General features: G+C 60.7%; 15 protein-coding genes. 7 read left to right on the top strand and 8 right to left on the bottom strand.

Annotation, left to right across the window (positions count from 1 at the left end; all coding sequences use genetic code 11):
- Positions 1-124 precede the first annotated feature (124 nt).
- The 5 genes from NKI16_RS07160 (at position 125) to NKI16_RS07140 (ending at position 5574) form a co-directional block, all read left to right on the top strand.
- Positions 125-1372, top strand: a complete 1248-nt coding sequence (locus NKI16_RS07160; protein ID WP_245274640.1) for an ABC transporter substrate-binding protein — start codon at positions 125-127, stop codon at positions 1370-1372.
- A 4-nt stretch (positions 1373-1376) separates the two neighbouring features.
- Entirely contained in the window at positions 1377-2330 is a 954-nt protein-coding gene (locus NKI16_RS07155; protein WP_023675501.1) for a carbohydrate ABC transporter permease, read from the top strand.
- A 7-nt stretch (positions 2331-2337) separates the two neighbouring features.
- Positions 2338-3153 carry a carbohydrate ABC transporter permease gene (locus NKI16_RS07150; protein WP_023675500.1) on the top strand — a complete coding sequence of 272 codons (816 nt, stop codon included), beginning with the start codon at positions 2338-2340 and terminating at the stop codon, positions 3151-3153.
- A 22-nt stretch (positions 3154-3175) separates the two neighbouring features.
- Positions 3176-4510, top strand: a complete 1335-nt coding sequence (locus tag NKI16_RS07145; RefSeq protein WP_023675499.1) for a sulfatase family protein — start codon at positions 3176-3178, stop codon at positions 4508-4510.
- 68 nt (positions 4511-4578) lie between these two features.
- The gene (locus NKI16_RS07140) at positions 4579-5574 is read left to right on the top strand and encodes a LacI family DNA-binding transcriptional regulator (RefSeq protein WP_023675498.1); all 996 of its coding nucleotides are present in this window, start codon (positions 4579-4581) and stop codon (positions 5572-5574) included.
- A 12-nt stretch (positions 5575-5586) separates the two neighbouring features.
- Here the strand turns inward: NKI16_RS07140 and NKI16_RS07135 are convergent, their stop codons facing one another.
- Positions 5587-6027, bottom strand: coding sequence for a DUF2267 domain-containing protein (locus NKI16_RS07135; protein WP_023675497.1), 441 nt, complete (start codon positions 6025-6027; stop codon positions 5587-5589).
- Between the two features lie 690 nt (positions 6028-6717).
- Here NKI16_RS07135 and NKI16_RS07130 point away from each other — a divergent pair.
- Entirely contained in the window at positions 6718-7143 is a 426-nt protein-coding gene (locus NKI16_RS07130; RefSeq protein ID WP_245274639.1) for a VOC family protein, read from the top strand.
- Positions 7144-7219: 76 nt separating this feature from the next.
- On the opposite strand, the gene NKI16_RS07125 is transcribed toward NKI16_RS07130, so the two are convergent.
- From NKI16_RS07125 to NKI16_RS07105, 5 genes are all read right to left on the bottom strand, one after another.
- The gene (locus NKI16_RS07125; RefSeq protein ID WP_023675494.1) at positions 7220-8416 is read right to left on the bottom strand and encodes a glycoside hydrolase family 172 protein; all 1197 of its coding nucleotides are present in this window, start codon (positions 8414-8416) and stop codon (positions 7220-7222) included.
- Positions 8417-8440: 24 nt separating this feature from the next.
- A complete protein-coding gene (locus NKI16_RS07120) occupies positions 8441-9283 on the bottom strand; it encodes a carbohydrate ABC transporter permease (RefSeq protein ID WP_023675493.1) in 843 nt (280 codons plus the stop codon).
- Complete coding sequence (locus NKI16_RS07115) at positions 9276-10202, bottom strand: carbohydrate ABC transporter permease (protein ID WP_031211400.1); 927 nt, start codon at positions 10200-10202, stop codon at positions 9276-9278. The genes NKI16_RS07120 and NKI16_RS07115 overlap by 8 nt, the downstream gene beginning before the upstream one ends.
- Positions 10203-10223: 21 nt before the next feature.
- Positions 10224-11579, bottom strand: coding sequence for an ABC transporter substrate-binding protein (locus tag NKI16_RS07110; RefSeq protein ID WP_023675491.1), 1356 nt, complete (start codon positions 11577-11579; stop codon positions 10224-10226).
- 73 nt (positions 11580-11652) lie between these two features.
- Positions 11653-12657: a LacI family DNA-binding transcriptional regulator gene (locus tag NKI16_RS07105; RefSeq protein ID WP_352586654.1), complete on the bottom strand. Its 1005-nt coding sequence runs from the start codon at positions 12655-12657 to the stop codon at positions 11653-11655.
- An 896-nt stretch (positions 12658-13553) separates the two neighbouring features.
- Between NKI16_RS07105 and NKI16_RS07100 the strand changes: the two genes are divergently transcribed.
- Positions 13554-14006 (top strand): hypothetical protein, encoded by a 453-nt coding sequence (locus NKI16_RS07100; RefSeq protein WP_023675489.1) that lies wholly within the window; start codon positions 13554-13556, stop codon positions 14004-14006.
- Positions 14007-14045: 39 nt separating this feature from the next.
- Here the strand turns inward: NKI16_RS07100 and NKI16_RS07095 are convergent, their stop codons facing one another.
- Both NKI16_RS07095 and NKI16_RS07090 read right to left on the bottom strand, forming a co-directional pair.
- Positions 14046-14720 (bottom strand): LuxR C-terminal-related transcriptional regulator, encoded by a 675-nt coding sequence (locus NKI16_RS07095; RefSeq protein WP_023675488.1) that lies wholly within the window; start codon positions 14718-14720, stop codon positions 14046-14048.
- Positions 14717-16162 carry a sensor histidine kinase gene (locus NKI16_RS07090; RefSeq protein ID WP_502897361.1) on the bottom strand — a complete coding sequence of 482 codons (1446 nt, stop codon included), beginning with the start codon at positions 16160-16162 and terminating at the stop codon, positions 14717-14719. Before NKI16_RS07090 ends, NKI16_RS07095 begins: the two co-directional genes overlap by 4 nt.
- Positions 16163-16304 lie beyond the last annotated feature (142 nt).

Below are 16304 nucleotides of genomic sequence, written 5' to 3'. Positions count from 1 at the left end.
AAGGCCATTGATGACGACTAAGTCTCAGCTTGACAAAAACTGCGGTATAGCGGGTATATTAATCGAATAATATAACGCCATCCATTGTGAGGAAGGCGGTTGGCAAACCAGGGAGGAGACCAAGATGAGCCGCTACAAGTCAGTCGGATTCCTGCACGGCATGGTTTTGGGCGTGGCCCTGACGACCGCGACTGCGGCCTATGCCGAGACCTTGACGCTCTATTGGAACGCCGGCCACGCCTATCAAGCTTATGCCGATGCAATAGCAAAGTTCGAGGCCGATCATCCCGGATGGTCGGTGCAGTGGGAGAAATTCCAGTGGCCGGATATGCGCACCAAGCTGGTGGCGGATTTTGCTGCGAAGAGCCCGCCCGATCTCGTCGCCGAACCCGGCGGCTGGGTGCAGGAATTCGGCCAGCGGAATCTGCTGCGGCCGCTGAACGACTTCATCGAACAAGACGGCAAGGCTATCGGCTATCCCGACGACTGGCAAGCCTATTCCGTCGAGCGCAACAAACTCGGCGACCAGTACTATGGCGTCCAGATCCACCTCACCTGCGCCACCCTCGTGTACAACGTCGATATGCTTAAGCAGGCGGGCTTCGACACGCCGCCTGCGACCTGGGAGGAGTTCCTGAAGGTTGCCAAGGCGACGACGACCGGCGCCCGCTTCGGCTTCGCTCCCAACCCCAGCATCGGATATTATTCGTCGTGGCTGCTGCAGAACGGCGTAAGCTATTACGATCCCAAGACAAACAAGGTCAATCTCGACAGTCCTGAGGCGATCGAAGCGATCCAGTTCCTCGCCGACCTGATCCACAAGGAAAAAGCAGCGACCAAGCCGGCGGCGGGTGCTGACTATGAGGGTCCGCAAAAGCTGTTCACGGCCAACCGGGTCGCAATGATCATAACCGGTCCGTGGGACGTGAAGCCGATCCGCTCGGGCAACCCGAAGCTCAACTGGGCGGTTGCGCCATCACTCAAGCACAAGGTGCAGGCGACGTTCGCGGGCGGCGTCAGCGTGATGATCCCTAAGGACGCCAAGCACCCGAAGGAGGCCTGGGACTTGTTGAAGCGGCTCGTCGCGCTCGACACGGAACTAGCGGCTACCAAGGAAGCGGGCATGACGATGCCGCGCAAATCCTGGGCCGAAAACGCCGAGGTTCAGGCCGATCCGGTCATCGGCAGCTTCAGCAAATGCCTGCCTTACGCCCAAGACGTCACCGCCGAGCTGCGCCTCACCGGCAAGCACGCGCGAATCGAGAAGCGTCTGCAAAGTGCGCTCGAGGATATCATCTACAATCAGAAGCCAGCAGCCGAGATCATGCCGAAATTCGCGGCCGAGGCCAACGTCATCCTGGCCAACAACTAGGTCGATGTTTATCAGCGGCAGCACCGATACGGCCGATACGGACATTCGCGTCGGCGCGATGCCGACCCGGCGAGCTGCCCGCTTCAGCCGGCGCACCAGACAAACGCTTCTCGCTTACCTGCTGCTGTCGCCAGCAATCCTCTATTTCTCGGTCTATTTCTTCTATCCGATAGGACTGGAGTTTTGGGCGAGCCTGTACAGCGGCCAGCCGCTGATCGGCGAGAGCCGATTCGCCGGACTGGACAACTACGTTGCTGCCCTCGGCGACGCGCGCGTTCGGCAGTCGCTCTTCGTGACGCTGGCCTTCGCGATAGGCGTCACCGCGGCCAGCATCGCCATTGGCCTCGGACTGGCGGTCGTGCTCAACCGGCCGATCCCGGGGCGCACTCTGATCCGCGCAATCATCTTCTTTCCCTACATCACCTCCTTCGTGATCGTCGCGTTGATGTGGCAGGCAATTCTCGATCCCTACACTGGCATCTTGAACAGCTTCCTTGCCGAGCTTGGGCTGCCGACCCAGAATTGGCTCGGCGACACCTCGACCGCGCTGCCGACCCTCATCGCCATCACGGTCTGGAAGGATGTCGGCTATGCCATGCTGATCTACCTCTCCGCGTTGCAGTCGATCCCGTCCGACTTCTATGATGCCGCATCCATCGACGGCGCCACGCCGACGCAGCAATTCCGCTATCTGACCTGGCCGTTGTTGACGCCGACCACGCTGTTCATCGCGGTCGTCAGCACGATCAGCCAGCTGCAGGAGCTGGCGCCGGCCTACCTGATAACCAAGGGCGGACCGGCCGACGCGACGCGGTTCTTCAGCCTGCACGTGTTCGAGGCAGCCTTCTTCGAGCTCAACATCGGCTACGCCTCGGCGCTGTCTTTCCTGATGTTCCTGCTGATCCTGGCCATCACCTTCGTTCAGTTCCGCCTGCTCAACCGCGAAACCACCTATTGAGGTTGGCATGACATTCGCAAAAACGCTCCCGTCCTACCTACTGCTGCTCTTCTGCGTGGCGCTGTCGATCTTTCCGTTCCTCTACATGCTTTCGCTGTCGCTGCAGAGCGATGCCGACGTCTTCAGCGGCATTCCGATTCTGATCCCCGAGACGTGGCAATTCACGAATTACATCGACATCTGGCAGAAGGCGCCGTTCGCGCGTTTCACGCTCAACAGCTTCATCATCGCCGGCGGGATTACCTTCCTCCATCTGATCTTCGATCCGTTGATCGGCTACGTCTTCGCGAAGATGGAATTCGCCGGTAAGCGCGTCATGTTTGTCGCGGTGCTGTCGACGCTGATGATCCCATTCTTCATCCGCATGATCCCGCTCTATGTGCTCACCGCGCGGATGGGATGGCTCAACACCTATCAGGGCCTTATCCTTCCATTCGCCATGAGCGCCTACGGAATCTTCCTGATGCGGCAGTTCATCCGTCCGATTCCCGACGAGTTGCTTGACGCTGCACGGATGGACGGCTGCTCGGAACTCGGCCTTTACTGGCGCATCGTGCTGCCGCAGGTCCGTCCGGCACTGGCGACGCTGGCCCTCCTCACCTTCGTGTTCCAGTGGAACGAATTCCTCTGGCCGCTGGTCGCCGTCAACACCACCGAAATGCGGCCGATCACGACGGGACTGACGCTTTTCAACCAGGAATTCTTCACCCAGTGGAACCTGACGGCGACGGGCGGGATCATTCTCTTCATCCCGAGCCTGCTGCTGTTCCTCTTCACGCAGCGCTACTTCGTCCGCAGCGTGATGCTGGCAGGCATGAAATGACCATTCGGAGTTATTGCACCCTATGACGTCCCGCCGACCGAACGTGATCGTCTTCTTCACCGACCAGCAGCGTTGGGACACCGTTGGCGTCCATGGCAATCCGCTCCAGCTTACGCCAAATTTCGACCGCCTCGCCGGGATCGGCACGTTCGTGGCGAATTCGTTTACCTGCCAGCCCGTTTGCGGCCCCGCCCGCTCCGTCTTTCAGACGGGGCGGTACCCGACTACGACCGGCTGCTACCGTAACGATATCCCACTGCCTAAGAGCGAGCGCACGCTCGCGCATCATTTCGTCGCGGCAGGTTATGACACCGCCTACATCGGCAAGTGGCACCTGGGGTCCGCCGAGCCGGTCACCCAGGAAGAACGCGGCGGGTATCGCTACTGGCTGGCCTCCAACATCCTGGAGTTCACTTCCGGCCCCTTCGACACCGTCGTCCACGACAATGACGGCAAGGCGGTGAAGCTGCCGGGATACCGCGTCGATGCCCTAACCGACGCTGCAATCCGCTATGTCGCATCGAGGGAAGACGAGCCGTTCTTTCTATTCCTGTCCTTCCTCGAGCCGCATCACCAGAACCAGACGGACAACTACCCTGCCCCGCTCGGATACGAGGACAGGATCCGCAAGAAGCTCGCCATTCCCGGCGATCTCGCCGCACTTGGCGGCACGACAGCGGAACATTTCCCCGGCTATCTGGGCATGGTCGCACGCCTCGACGAGGCGTTTGGACGGCTGATCGAGGCGCTCTACAGCCTTGGCCGGCTTGACGACACGATCATCCTCTTCACCTCCGACCACGGATGTCACTTCAAGACCCGCAACAACGAATACAAGCGTTCCTGTCATGAGGCGTCGATCCGCGTGCCGACGCTATTCCACGGCCCCGGCTTCCAGCGCATCGGCACATATGAAGGCCTGGTCAGCCTCGTCGATCTCGCGCCGACCCTGCTCGCCGCGGCCGGCCTGAAAGTGCCCAATTCGATGCAGGGCGTCTCGCTGCTCGACGCGCTGCAGGGCGAACGGCCGCCGCGCGACGAGATATTCATTCAAATCAGCGAGCACCATGTCGGCCGCGCCTTGCGCACCAGACGGTGGAAATATGAGGTCGAGGCACCGGGAAAAGACGGCTGGCGGGATTCCGGCAGCGATTTCTATATCGAGGCGAGGCTCTACGACCTCGATGGCGATCCGAACGAGCTAACCAATCTCATAGCTTCGCCCGATCACGCAGAGACGCGTGCATGGCTGCGAGGCCGCATCGTTGCCCTGATGGAGGAGGCCGGCGAGGCAAGGCCCGAGATCCTTGCCGCCGGACATGGAAGCTGGAATGAAATCCGGCTGAGCGACAGCTGATCATGTCACGTCGCGCAGCGGATCCAACAATGCACGAGAGAAGTTCCGATCGCAGAAAGGCGCCGACCATGGCCGATGTCGCCCGGCGCGCCAATGTATCGACCGCTGCCGTGTCGTACCTGCTCAGCGGCGACAGCACGCGCCTGAAGTTCGTCGGCAAGGAGGCGCGGCAGCGCATCCTCGAGGCCGTCGCTGAGCTCAACTACGTGCAAAACCGCACCGCGCGGCAGCTGCGCCGCCAGCAGGCCGAGCGAATCTGCCTTGTACTGCCTCGTCTCGGCGTGCCGTTCAGCGACCGGATCGCGCAGGATATCCAATCTGCAGCGGCGCTGAGGGGATTTTCGACAATTGTCACCGCGGGAGACACCTTCGAGCGAACCGACCGGATCGTGAGGGAAATCGAGAGCGGGCTGGCAGACGGCATTATCGCCGACTGGCAGCATCTCTCCGAGCCCGAGGTGATGCTCTTGGCCGCGCGCCTGGCGGCCGCGGGCCGGCCAGCGGTGATCTTCCATCCGACCATCGAGCCGGCAGGCTTCTCGGTTGTGCGCCAGCATACTGGCAGGGCCGTCTTCGAGGCACTCGACTACCTCTACCGAACCGGCCATCGCTGCATCGCCTATATGGTGCATGAGCAAGCGGTGGACGGGAGCCGTCTCGCCGCCTATCGCAGCTTCCTGCAAGCACGCGGCCTTCCGCTGCGAGACAACCTGGTGATCGGCGGTGCAGAGGGGCGCAAAGCTGCGTTTGCCAATGCTACGGCGCTGGCCGCCCGCAAGGATCGGCCGACCGCGCTTTTCGTCGAATCCGATCTTGCTGCCGTGACCGCCCTGCACGCATTCGAGGAGGCCGGCCTCTCCGTGCCCGGCGACATTGCAGTCATCGGCTGCGGCAATATCGACGAGGGCGAATTCAGTCATCCGGCATTGACGACAATCGGCCCCGAAACTGCCCACTACGACCATCTTGCCGATCATCTGATCTCATTGATCTCGGCAACACCGGGCGCAATACCTACCCTTTTCAGCGTTTCGTGGCAGTTGGTCCGTCGCGCGTCCGCATGAGCAGGATCGCCGCTATTTGACGCCCACGCTTTCAGGCCAGAGGACCTGGATTTCCTTTGGCAGCGCATCCCGCACCTTTGCCGACTGGCCAAGGTCGATATGCCGTGCAAGCACACGCAGCACTGAGCGTGCCGCATCCTCGGGATCGACAGGACGGGTCGATTTCAATTCATCGGCGATGTGTTGCAGGAACTTCTCGAGCGAGCGTGTCTTGTCGGGCATGTCGGCGGGCCGATAGCGATCATAGTAGGCGCCGCGCACGAGCAGCGGCAGTTCCGCTCCCAAGTTGGCCGCCAGTCCGATCTGCAGCCTGTCCCGAAGGGTTCGCAGAACGGCGCCCAATGTATGCCAGGCCACGTGTCGATCCGGACCAAGATCCGCCATGATCTCGTCAAGCCAGATGTTTGTTATTTGCAGCGTTTTGTCAAAAACGTCCAAGCCGGTTGCGCTCATCGTCGCCTCCTCGAAAGGTTCTGCGGGCGAAACGGCGACCGGAGATTATTGTTTCGTGGTCCTGTGAAAATCGTCCTGGCAAAGCGGCGGAAACCGGTTCGGTCGGAGAGCCTGTCGGCGTCAGGTCTGCTCGACCTCTGCATCTGCTGGATTTCGGCGATCTGTCGGAAGCGGCCGTTTTCCACCCCGTTGAGTGCAGTCACAGCGGCCAGATTGTCGCCCTTTTCATCCCACCGCACCGGCTCGCGATAGGCGTTTCCCCTGAAACGGATATCGCGCACCGCCGCCAGAACGTCGCGCCGGCTCGGATATCCCTTGGATACAGTGCTGGCGTCTTTGATCGCGGCAAGGAGAAGGCAGGCCGAATCGTAGGCATTCACGGCATAATTGCGCTTCGGCTTCGCCGTCCGACGATCTCGCCAGCTTCGGCGAGCGTCGCTTCCAAGCAATCCCTTCGCGCGTCAACGACGCCCGTTCAACCTTCCCACAGTTGTATTCGGCGCCCTGCGTTCCGATCATTAAAGTCGTCTTTGCTGATCCGAAAGGTGGTTGTCCTCCGTCTAACTGAGCTTGCGCTCATCGGTTCCGAACGCCGTCAGCAATGAGACCAGTCCTCACGTTGCCCGAGCCCGGGTATCTCTTGACTGACTGAGCGGCCCGCGCCGACAATGGCATTGGGAAGATGGCGGGATGGCGCCCACGGTGTTCGGCACCACTTGGCGATCAAGCTGCGAAAGGGCTGTCATGGATTGGAAGCTGGAACTGGTCCCGGTCCCCGTATCGGACGTCGATAGAGCAATTGCCTTTTATGTTGGGAAGGTCGGCTTTCATCTCGATCACGACCACACCGTAAGCGACGAGATACGTTTCGTGCAATTGACGCCGCCCGGTTCGGCCTGTTCGATTGCCATGGGCAAGGGCCTCGTCGACAGCCCCCCGGGATCCATAAGGGGCCTGCAACTGGTCGTGCCCGATGTCGATGAGGCACACCGGTACCTGGCCGCTCAAGGTATCGAGGTCAGCGATATCAAGGATTTTCCCTGGGGCAGATTTGTCTTCTTTGAGGATCCCGACGGCAACACCTGGTCTGTCCAGCAACTTCCACCTCGCAGCTGAGGTGGCGCGCTGCGGCACGGTCGTGCCCCGACACAGATAGCGCGGGATGCACGGTTCAATTCGAACGCATCCCGGCCTAACGCCTCTTCTCGTCGAAGGCGGCATTCCAATTGTGATAAGGCGCGCGATAGGTGGGGATGCGGTCCTCGACATCGGCAAGCGCTTCGAACGGTTTGTGCGGTTCGGCCTGATACCAGAAGGCGACCGACGAAATGTCGTCCGAGCGGCGATTGGCGTGACCGTGCTCGATGGTCACCCGGATGCGTTTGTGGAAGATGACCGGGTCCTCTATGTGCCAGCGATAGAGCGTAACCGGCTCGGTCCAGTTCGGCCCGCCGGCGGCGATGATGCCGTGATAGGGCGCGCTGTAGTCCTGTGTCGGGCACCATGCCGTATTGAAATAATCTTCCGTGCCGGTGCCGTGCAGCGTCGGCGGCCAGGCATCGTTGGCGCCGGGGCCGGTCTCGCCGCGATCGTCGATCAGTTCGGCCTTCGGTCCGATGCGCGGATCGGGCTTGCGCACTGTATCCGGCACGGAAATGCCCGGCTCGCCATCGACGAAGATCATGTCGTCGCCCTCGCCATACCAGTCCCATAGTGCGGAACGCCGCCGCGAATAGACGGAATAGAGCACGCCGACATAGTGGCCATGACCTTCCGCCTCCAGGATGGTGTAGTTGCCGTTCCCGTCGGTGTTTTCCCCGCCAAACAGGACCTGCTCGTTGGCCAGCCCCGTCTCGTCTATGCCATCAGGTCGCTGCTGCCTGTATTGGGCGTGGAAGCGGCCCAGGCCTTCCTCGAGTTCCTCATGCAGTTCGAGATCGACATAGTAATAGAAAAGCAGGTCGTCCTCAGCCTCATTGGTGACGGTGAAGCGCATGTGGCTGGCAAACGGCATCGGAAAGTAGCAGTTGAAGGCCTTGCCATCCTCTGGACTTGCCTGCACCGGCAGGCTGGCAAAATTGCGCGTGCGGGCGTGGCCCATGCCGAAGAAATCGCCGATCGGCGTTTCGATGCTCGGATATTCCTCGCCATCCCAGTAAGCGCGCAGCACGATCTTGCGCAGGAAGTCCTCACTCTTGCAGGCGAGCGTCGCCCAGATATGCGTGACGATGCCGGCACCGTCATGCTCGGCAATCACCACCGTCTGGCCGGGTTCAATATGCAGCCGGTCGTCATTGCCGCCGGTGCGGTCGTAGCTTGAGAACCGGCGGGTTTTGGCGTCGCGCAATTTGGCGAGCCCGCGAAGCGGCGACAGGCCGGCATTATCCATGTGTTTCTCCTCTTGCTTCAGCGGTTATTTCAGGCCGTTTGTCTTGATGGATTCCATGATCTGGCGCTGGAAGATCACGAAGAGGACCAGCATCGGCACGGCGACGATGGTCGAGGCGGCCATGACGTAATTCCAGGCGGCGGCGTACTGGCTCTTGAAATTTGCTATCGCAACCTGCACCACCCAGAGATCGAGGTCGGAGGTGATCGTCAGCGGCCACAGGAAAGCGTTCCAGTTGGCGAGGAAGAACAGGATCGCCAGCGCCGACAGGATCGGCCGGCTGAGCGGCAGGATGATGCTCCAATAGATGCGCCAGTAGCCGGCGCCGTCCATGATCGCGGCTTCTTCCAACTCCCTGGGCAGCGACAGGTAGTATTGCCTGAGCAGAAAGATGCCGAACGCGTTGAAGATCGCCGGAATGATCAGCCCGGCATAGCTGTCCAGCATATGCAGCGTCCGCGTCAAAATGAACAGCGGCACGATGATTACCGGCAGCGACACCAGGAAGGTCGAGAACATGGCGAGGAACAGAATGTCGCGGCCCGGAAAACGCAGCCGTGCGAGCGAATAGCCGGCCATCGAATGGAAGAACAGCGCAGCGACGGTTACTGTGGCCGACACAAAGAACGAATTGAAGAGATAGCGCAGGAACGGCACCTCGGTCAGTACGTAGAGGAAATTGCCGAGCGTCGGCCGTTCCGGAATGAGGCTCGGCGTGAAGACGTCGCTCGCCGGCTTGAGCGAGATGACCAGCATCCAGACAAGCGGGAATACCGTCATCAGGCCAAGTGCGGCGGTTGCCAGCATCCAGGCAAGTCTCGCCGCCCGTATCTGCGAACGGCCGGAAGGAGTTCGGCCGTCAGTCATGCTCGAAGCGTCCGCCGCGCGTCAGCACGAAGAAGAAGACCGTGACCAGCATCAGCGCCAGCACCAGCAGCGATGCCATTGCCGATGCATAGCCGAACGCGCCGAACTGGAATGCCTGCTTGTAGATGTAGATGATCAGCACCGAGGTCGAATTGACCGGACCGCCTTTGGTCATCACATAGATCAGGTCGAAGACCTGGCCGCCGGCGACAGCCGCGACGAGCGAGACCAGGAGGACGAAGAAGCTGGTCGGCTTGAGCAAGGGCAAAGTAATGTACCAGAAGCTTGTCACCGGCCCGGCACCGTCGATCTTTGCGGCTTCGTAGTACTCTGCCGGGATGTCCTGGAGCCCGCCGAGGAAGATCAGCATGTAGAAACCCATCAGGAACCAGACGCTGACCAGCACCAGCGTGAACAGCGCCAGATTTGGATCGCCGAGCAGCGAAATTCCGCCGAGGCCGACGAGCGGCGCCAGCCGGCTGACGATGCCGACCTTTTCGACCAGCATGAGCTGCCACACGAGCGCCACCACGACCAGGCTGACCATCTGCGGCGCAAAGAACATCGAGCGCATGACCGCGTTGAAGCGGTTGGTCTTCTGCACCAGAAGCGCCAGTCCCAGTCCGGCGACGTAGAGCGCCGGCACCAGCATGACGGCATAAGCTACCGTCACCTTCACGGACGACCAGAACAGCGGGTCGCCCCACATGCGCCTGTAATTGCCGAACCCGACGAACCTGTAGCCGCCGAAGCCGTTGACCTCGAAGAACCCGACTACGAGCGACAGCAGCATCGGCACGCCGACGAACACCAGCAGGCCAAGCGCATCGGGCAGGACGAACAGCCATGCGGCGCAGCGCTCCCTTTGCTTGGCGGTGAGGCCGCGGGCGGAATTCGCGCCCGCGGCTGGCGGTTTCATCTGATCCATGCTGGAAAGGGCCTAAAGGATCGGCGCGCCGGAATAGGAAGCGAGGAACGCATCGAGTTGCTGACTGGCCGTCGTCGCCGCCTGCTGGGCATCGACCCCGCCAAGCTGTGCCGACTGGATGGCGTCGGAGATGATCTTGTAGGCCTCCGGCGGAACCCGCGGCTCGGCGCGCGTCCCCGGATGGATCTCCTTGGCGAAGGTGCCGAACTTGCCGGTGCTGAAGACATCGGCGCCGGCCTTCAGCGCGCTGTTGCGCGGCGGCATGTCGCTCTTGGCGACAGTGCACCAGTTGACGACCCGGTCGATCGAGGCCTGGTCCATTGAGGCCAGCGCCCAGGCGCAGAACTGGGCGGAGGCATCTGGGTTCTTGCCTCCGGCATTGGCGACAAAGGCCCAGCCACCGCCGACGGTGACGTATTTGCCATTGGCCGGTGTCGGCAATTTGAAGATGCCGTAGGGCACGTCCTTGGCGTTGTTGTCCATCGCCGAAATGCCCCAGATGCCGCAGTTCTGCATGGCGCACAGCCCTGCCCCGAGATTGGCGACTATGTCGAAGCCGCCGCCGACCACCTGACGCGGCGCCACGCCGGTATTGATGGCATCCTGCCAGAGTTTCAGCGCCTGGACGGTGGCCGGCGAATCGAAGGCGCTCTTGCCGTCCTTGCCCTGGAATTCGCCGCCGCCCTGCCACAGGAACGGATACCAGGTGAAGTTCTGGTAATAGCCGGGAGTCGTTTCGAACAGCACGCCGTAGCGACTGGGCGTCGTCAGCTTTTTGGCGACCGCCAACAGCTCGTCCCAGGTCTTCGGCACGTCGTTCTCGTTGAGCTTTGCATCCTCGAACGCTTTGACCGAATAGTAGAAGGCCATCGGCTCGACTTCCATCGGCACACCGTAGATCTTGCCGTCCACCATGCGGTTGGCGATGACGCTTTCCGGGAAATCGGCTTTGGCGGCATCCTCGATATGCGGCGTCAGGTCGGCAAGCACGCCGCCATTGTAATAACGCAGGAAATCGCCGGGGCTGATGAGGAAGATGTCAGGGCCCTCGCCCGACGCGAAGGCCGTTGCCAGCTTGGAACCGGAGATGTATTCGCTGTTGACGACATATTCGAGCTCGACCTTCTGGTCGTGGCCGTCGTTCCAGTCGGCCACCAGCTTTTCGAACCACTGGACCTGCGGCTTCACGTCTCCGCCAGGCGCATAGAACTGCCAGAATTTCAGCGGCGCTTCCTGAGCGCGCACGGCCATCCTGTTGATGAACGGGAAGCCTGTGAGGCCGGCGGCAGCGAAAGTGGCGCCGCCCTGGATCAGCCGACGACGGTTCAGGCTGGCCAATGGCCGGTCGCGGGTCGTTTTGTCAGTCATCAATTCCTCCCTTGGATGTTGTTCGGTCGAACGTTGGCGAAGGGACCTCCGTTCCCTTTGCCGGCATCTGGCGTCACGCGCTGTCGAATGGGCTCAACGCGCATGGGATCACTTCGGTGCGCGGCGCGCTCTCGACTTTGCCACCCAGCCGTTCGAGCAGCATTTCCGTGGCGCGCTTGGCAAGCATTGTCGGACTGTTGCCGACACGGGTCAGCTTCGGCCTGACATATTCCAGTTGAGGCAGGTCATCGAAGACTGCGATGGCGATATCCTGAGGGATATTGATCCCATGGTCGTAGAATTCGGTCAGCGCACCGGAGGCCATCAGATAATTGGCGAAGAACATCGCCGACGGCAGGTTTCCGCCGTGCTTCTCCCTGAGCCAGGTGACCGCTTCCCGCCCTGACGGGGCAAGATAGCTTCCCTCGAACCGCAGATCGGCGGAGATTGGCACGCCATTGTCGGCGAGCCCTTTTTCGAAGCCGGCAGCACGCGCCATCGCCTCCTTGAAAAAGGATGGCCCGGTGACATGGGCGACGCGGCGATGGCCCCTCTTCGCCAGATACTCGCCCATCAGATAGCCGCCGCCGAAATCGTCCAGCTGGACGCTGTCGACAGCATGGTTCGGCAGATGGCCGATGAAGACGGCGGGCAGATCGAGGCTGAGCAGTTCGCTGTGCATGCCGTGCAGCGCGAAGTCGGCAACGATGACGCCGTCGACCCGCTTGCGCCCTATCTGGCGCAAATACTCGCGGCCGTGATCCTGTGAATGTCCGCCCGGCACGTCGGTGTTGAAGATCAGCATGTCGAGGCCGACCACTTCGAGCGTCGACTGCGCCGTTTTCACCAGCTCCGGATAGAACGGGTTGCGGATGTCCGGGATCAGCATCGCGACGATGTTGGTGCGGCCGGTGCGCAGACTTTGCGCCTGCGGGTTCGGCGTGTAGCCGAGTTCGTCGATCGCCGCTTGTACGCGTTCACGCAGCGATTTCGATACCCGGTCCGCATGGTTGATGACATGCGACACGGTCGTGCGCGACACGCCCGCTCGCGTGGCAACTTTGGAAATCGTGCTCATGATGACAGGTTATGAGCACATGAATGCATTTGCAAATCGATTTTACCGATGTCTCGCAAATTAGGGCCATCAGGCGGATTGCGCAAAATGCCAAAAGAAAAGGCCGGACTGTTAAGCCCGGCCAAGTGTGAAGGTCTATAACCTCCAGAGGGGAACGCGCCGGACGCAATGGGAGGAGACATCCGACGCAATTCGCATATGGGTCTGTATTGGTGGAGTTTCAACGATGCGGCAGTAGACCAACGGCGTTGCTGCCATAGAGCCAGAAACGCAAAGCATTCGAAGGGGGCGGTGGATCGCAGCTGCCAGTTGGACACAAAGGTCGCCGAATGCAGGGTGGCTCCTGGCATAGGGACTTCAGTCTGTAGGCCTATCGACTAAGGACCCGCACAGCCAAACTTTGGTCCGAGGCTGCTATCGCAAAAGCCCGAAATGCGAGAGTTTCAGGAACTGAGTTCCGAGGAGCCCCGTTGCGATGCCGACTGTTACAGGAGGCCGCCATGGACCCGAGCATTCACCAGGCACGTTGGCTGCTTTTTCCGTTATTTGGCCTGTGTTTCGGGATCGCGGCCATTGGATTTATTGTTGGCTGACAGTGGGAACTCGGCGCTATCGCGGAGAGACGCAACCACGGGAAGGCAAAAGACTTGCGCAGTAAATAGTCCCTTCCTGCGCTAGCGAGACCCACCAGTTACCATCGTGGGACTGGTGGGCCTTGACGTTCCGGACGCAAACCATTGTTTTAAGCATCACACGAATTCGAACAGGAGGCAGTACGACAAAGCCGTATGATTAAGGGGAGTTCCGACATGCGACTGACAAGTTCATTGATGACGACCCGGAAACGAAGGACCGGATCTTCACGAGGACGTCATGTCGGCATTTCTGTAGTCGTCTTGACCTTCATTCTCGTCGTGAGCCCCTATCGCGTCGTGGTCGATGGATCATCGCAGCCGCTCGGCCCGCAGGCTGCCTGGGCCAAAGATGGCGGGAACGGCAATGGCGGGAACGGGAATGGGAACGGCAATTCGGGCAATTCGGGTGGAAACTCCGGCAATTCGAACTCGAACGCTGGTGCCGGCAAGGGCAAAGCAAAGTCGCAGGACGACAATCTCCCTGATCCCGCCCCTGCGGTAAACCCCGATAGCAAGCCAAAACTCTTTGTCAACGCATCCACAGGAGACCGGGTCGAGGTGAGCGGCCCGAGCATTGGCGTGGTGCATTCGAACGGACTCAGTGAGCGCATCGACAGCGACCAATATGAAATGCGGGATGCCGAGGGCCGCATCATCATTCGGCGCCTGGCGACGCGTTCCGATCGGGACAGGTTGCTTGGAATGATCAACTGAGGCCCAGTTCACATGGCCGCGCAGTGCGGCAATTTCGGCTCAAGCATGATCGCGAACAGGCGGATGGCGGCGCTCAGTCGCGTCGCGCAAGGTCATGGCGGCTTCGGTCCTGTTGCTGACGTTGAGCTTGGCCAGGATTCGCGTCATGTGGTGCTTTATCGTCTTTTCATGCAGGTTCAGCCGAAGCCCGATCCGCTTGTTGCTCAGTCCCGCGGCAACCAGCGTCAGGATCTCCCTTTCGCGGCTGGTGAGGTCGGCAAGTCCTTCAGCTTTCGCCGGCTCTTTTGATTGAGCCGAGAGATCGGCCAACAGGCGCGCCGACAATTGTGGACAGACATATCGTTCGCCCGACGCTACCGTGCGCAGGATCGCAGCCAACGTCCTCGACCCGACCCCCTTCAGAACATAGCCCCTTGCCCCGCTCTGCAACGCGGTCATCACGTGCTGGTTTTCTTCCGAAACGGTCAGCATCACAATTTTCAGTGCCGGATGCCGCTCAAGGGCCGGTCCGATCACGCCAAGGCCACCTCCAGGAACCGAGATGTCCATCAGCAGAATGTCGGGCCGCTGGTCTTCGATTATCCGCAGGGCATCGTCTCTGCTGCTTCCTTCACCGACGATCTCGAACCCGCCGATCTGATCGAGCGTGCGCACAACGCCTTCCCTGAACAGCGGGTGGTCGTCGACGATGGCGAGCTTGATGGCTACTGTCATGTCTGCCCCATTTCAACGATGTTGAGGCCCATTCTTACGACTGTGCCACTCTGTGAGGAAGTCACGGTAAACTGACCCCCGAGGCTTTCCACCCGCTCGCGCAGCCCAACGAGTCCCAGCCTCTCGGGACGCACGATTTGCGGGTCAAAGCCAGCGCCGGCGTCGGCCACTTCGATACAAACGCGCTCGCCGTCGAAATGTTTCTCGACCGACTGACCTTCACCTCCGGCATGACGGAATCCATTGTTCAGCGCCTCCTGGACGAAGCGAAAGATGCAGATCTTGGCCGCCGGCGACAACGGCGCATGGCCGCCGGTCATCGATAATCTCACTTTGACGCCGGTTCGTTCTTCGTGCGCCTGTACGGCTAGCTGGAGAATTTCACCCAGTTCGGCATGCTCGATATGCGGCAGGACAAGGCCCTTGCTGATGCTCCTGATCTCGCGCATGGCATCGTCCAGATGTGCTTTGATGGCCAGCAATTCCTGTGCACGCTTCGATTGCGGCGTAGCGGGATCGGCAATGACGGGGCTGTCGATCCCCAGCGCCGCGAGAGCAACCAATTGCGCGGGGCCATCGTGCAAGTCCGCACCGATGCGCCTGAGATAGCGTTCGTTAAGTGCGGTGGCACGCTGCGAGGCACGCTGCACCCGCAGCCTCAACAGTCTGTTTTGCGCAAGCAGATCGGAAAGCTCGGCAATGCGCTGCTTCAACGAGCGGCTCTGCGAACTGATCATGCGGCTGCCACGGAACACGATTGCCGACAGCCCGAGAAAGAAGGCCGCTGTGACGGCGGCAACGTCCAGCCAGGTTCGAATGAGCGCCTGATGCAGGTTTCTTTCAAAATCAGTGGCGACCTCGTAGAATTCCGAAACGGCCACCACTTCCCCCGACCATGGCTGCAGCACCGGATTGTAGATCTCGAGGAGATGCAAGCCGCTGGCTCTTTCGGCCTCGCTGTCCGGATCGTCGAGCTTGTCGAACTCCGAAACCATTTGGCCTGCGAATGCCGTCCGGAGATTGTCGCTGGGTTCAAAGCGCTTGCCGATCAATGTCTTGTCGGTCGAATACAGGATGGTTCCGTCGCGACGCCAGAGCTTGAAGGATTCGAGCCTTGTGCCGAGTGCCCCTTGTCCCAGCGTTTCATCGAGCGCGTGGGCGACGCTCTCGTCGAGCACTTCGCTCTTGCGCATATCCGGAAGCAGCGGTGCGATAACGCTGTCCACGTAAAGAGCCGTTGCGGATGCCGAATTCTGCGTGACCACGGTTTCTATATGGTTCGTGACGGAAATCCCCACCACCACCATGGCTGACAGGGAAAATAGACCGCCCGCGAGCAGGAACTGCGTTGCCAGCGACAGCGCATTCCAACGGTCAACAAGGCTTGTCAGCCTGTGTGGCTTGGTGTTCCGAATGGCCCGCTCGACGGCACGCCGCACCAGTGGCGCGATTCTGGAGAGCCGGCTAATCCGTTGTCGAACGTCGCTGAAAGACGCCATCCTAGGTATGTAACCGATCAATCGCGATGGAACTAGGGCCTGATGAGAGGGCGAACAGCGTATCCGGCGCTTTTTTGGGCAAACC

The sequence above is a fragment of the Mesorhizobium sp. M0698 genome, from assembly GCF_040320455.1.
GTDB lineage: Bacteria > Pseudomonadota > Alphaproteobacteria > Rhizobiales > Rhizobiaceae > Mesorhizobium.
This window is presented reverse-complemented; position numbering and strand designations above follow the sequence as displayed.

Bases quoted from the DNA above. Each gene is read 5' to 3' on its own strand.
- NKI16_RS07105 (WP_352586654.1), bottom strand. From the start codon at position 12,657: ATGAGCACGATTTCCAAAGTTGCCACGCGAGCGGGCGTGTCGCGCACG.
- NKI16_RS07155 (WP_023675501.1), top strand. From the start codon at position 1,377: ATGTTTATCAGCGGCAGCACCGATACGGCCGATACGGACATTCGCGTC.
- NKI16_RS07120 (WP_023675493.1), bottom strand. From the start codon at position 9,283: ATGACTGACGGCCGAACTCCTTCCGGCCGTTCGCAGATACGGGCGGCG.
- NKI16_RS07135 (WP_023675497.1), bottom strand. From the start codon at position 6,027: ATGAGCGCAACCGGCTTGGACGTTTTTGACAAAACGCTGCAAATAACA.
- NKI16_RS07115 (WP_031211400.1), bottom strand. From the start codon at position 10,202: ATGAAACCGCCAGCCGCGGGCGCGAATTCCGCCCGCGGCCTCACCGCC.
- NKI16_RS07140 (WP_023675498.1), top strand. From the start codon at position 4,579: ATGGCCGATGTCGCCCGGCGCGCCAATGTATCGACCGCTGCCGTGTCG.
- NKI16_RS07110 (WP_023675491.1), bottom strand. From the start codon at position 11,579: ATGACTGACAAAACGACCCGCGACCGGCCATTGGCCAGCCTGAACCGT.
- NKI16_RS07160 (WP_245274640.1), top strand. From the start codon at position 125: ATGAGCCGCTACAAGTCAGTCGGATTCCTGCACGGCATGGTTTTGGGC.
- NKI16_RS07095 (WP_023675488.1), bottom strand. From the start codon at position 14,720: ATGACAGTAGCCATCAAGCTCGCCATCGTCGACGACCACCCGCTGTTC.
- NKI16_RS07150 (WP_023675500.1), top strand. From the start codon at position 2,338: ATGACATTCGCAAAAACGCTCCCGTCCTACCTACTGCTGCTCTTCTGC.
- NKI16_RS07145 (WP_023675499.1), top strand. From the start codon at position 3,176: ATGACGTCCCGCCGACCGAACGTGATCGTCTTCTTCACCGACCAGCAG.
- NKI16_RS07125 (WP_023675494.1), bottom strand. From the start codon at position 8,416: ATGGATAATGCCGGCCTGTCGCCGCTTCGCGGGCTCGCCAAATTGCGC.
- NKI16_RS07130 (WP_245274639.1), top strand. From the start codon at position 6,718: ATGGCGCCCACGGTGTTCGGCACCACTTGGCGATCAAGCTGCGAAAGG.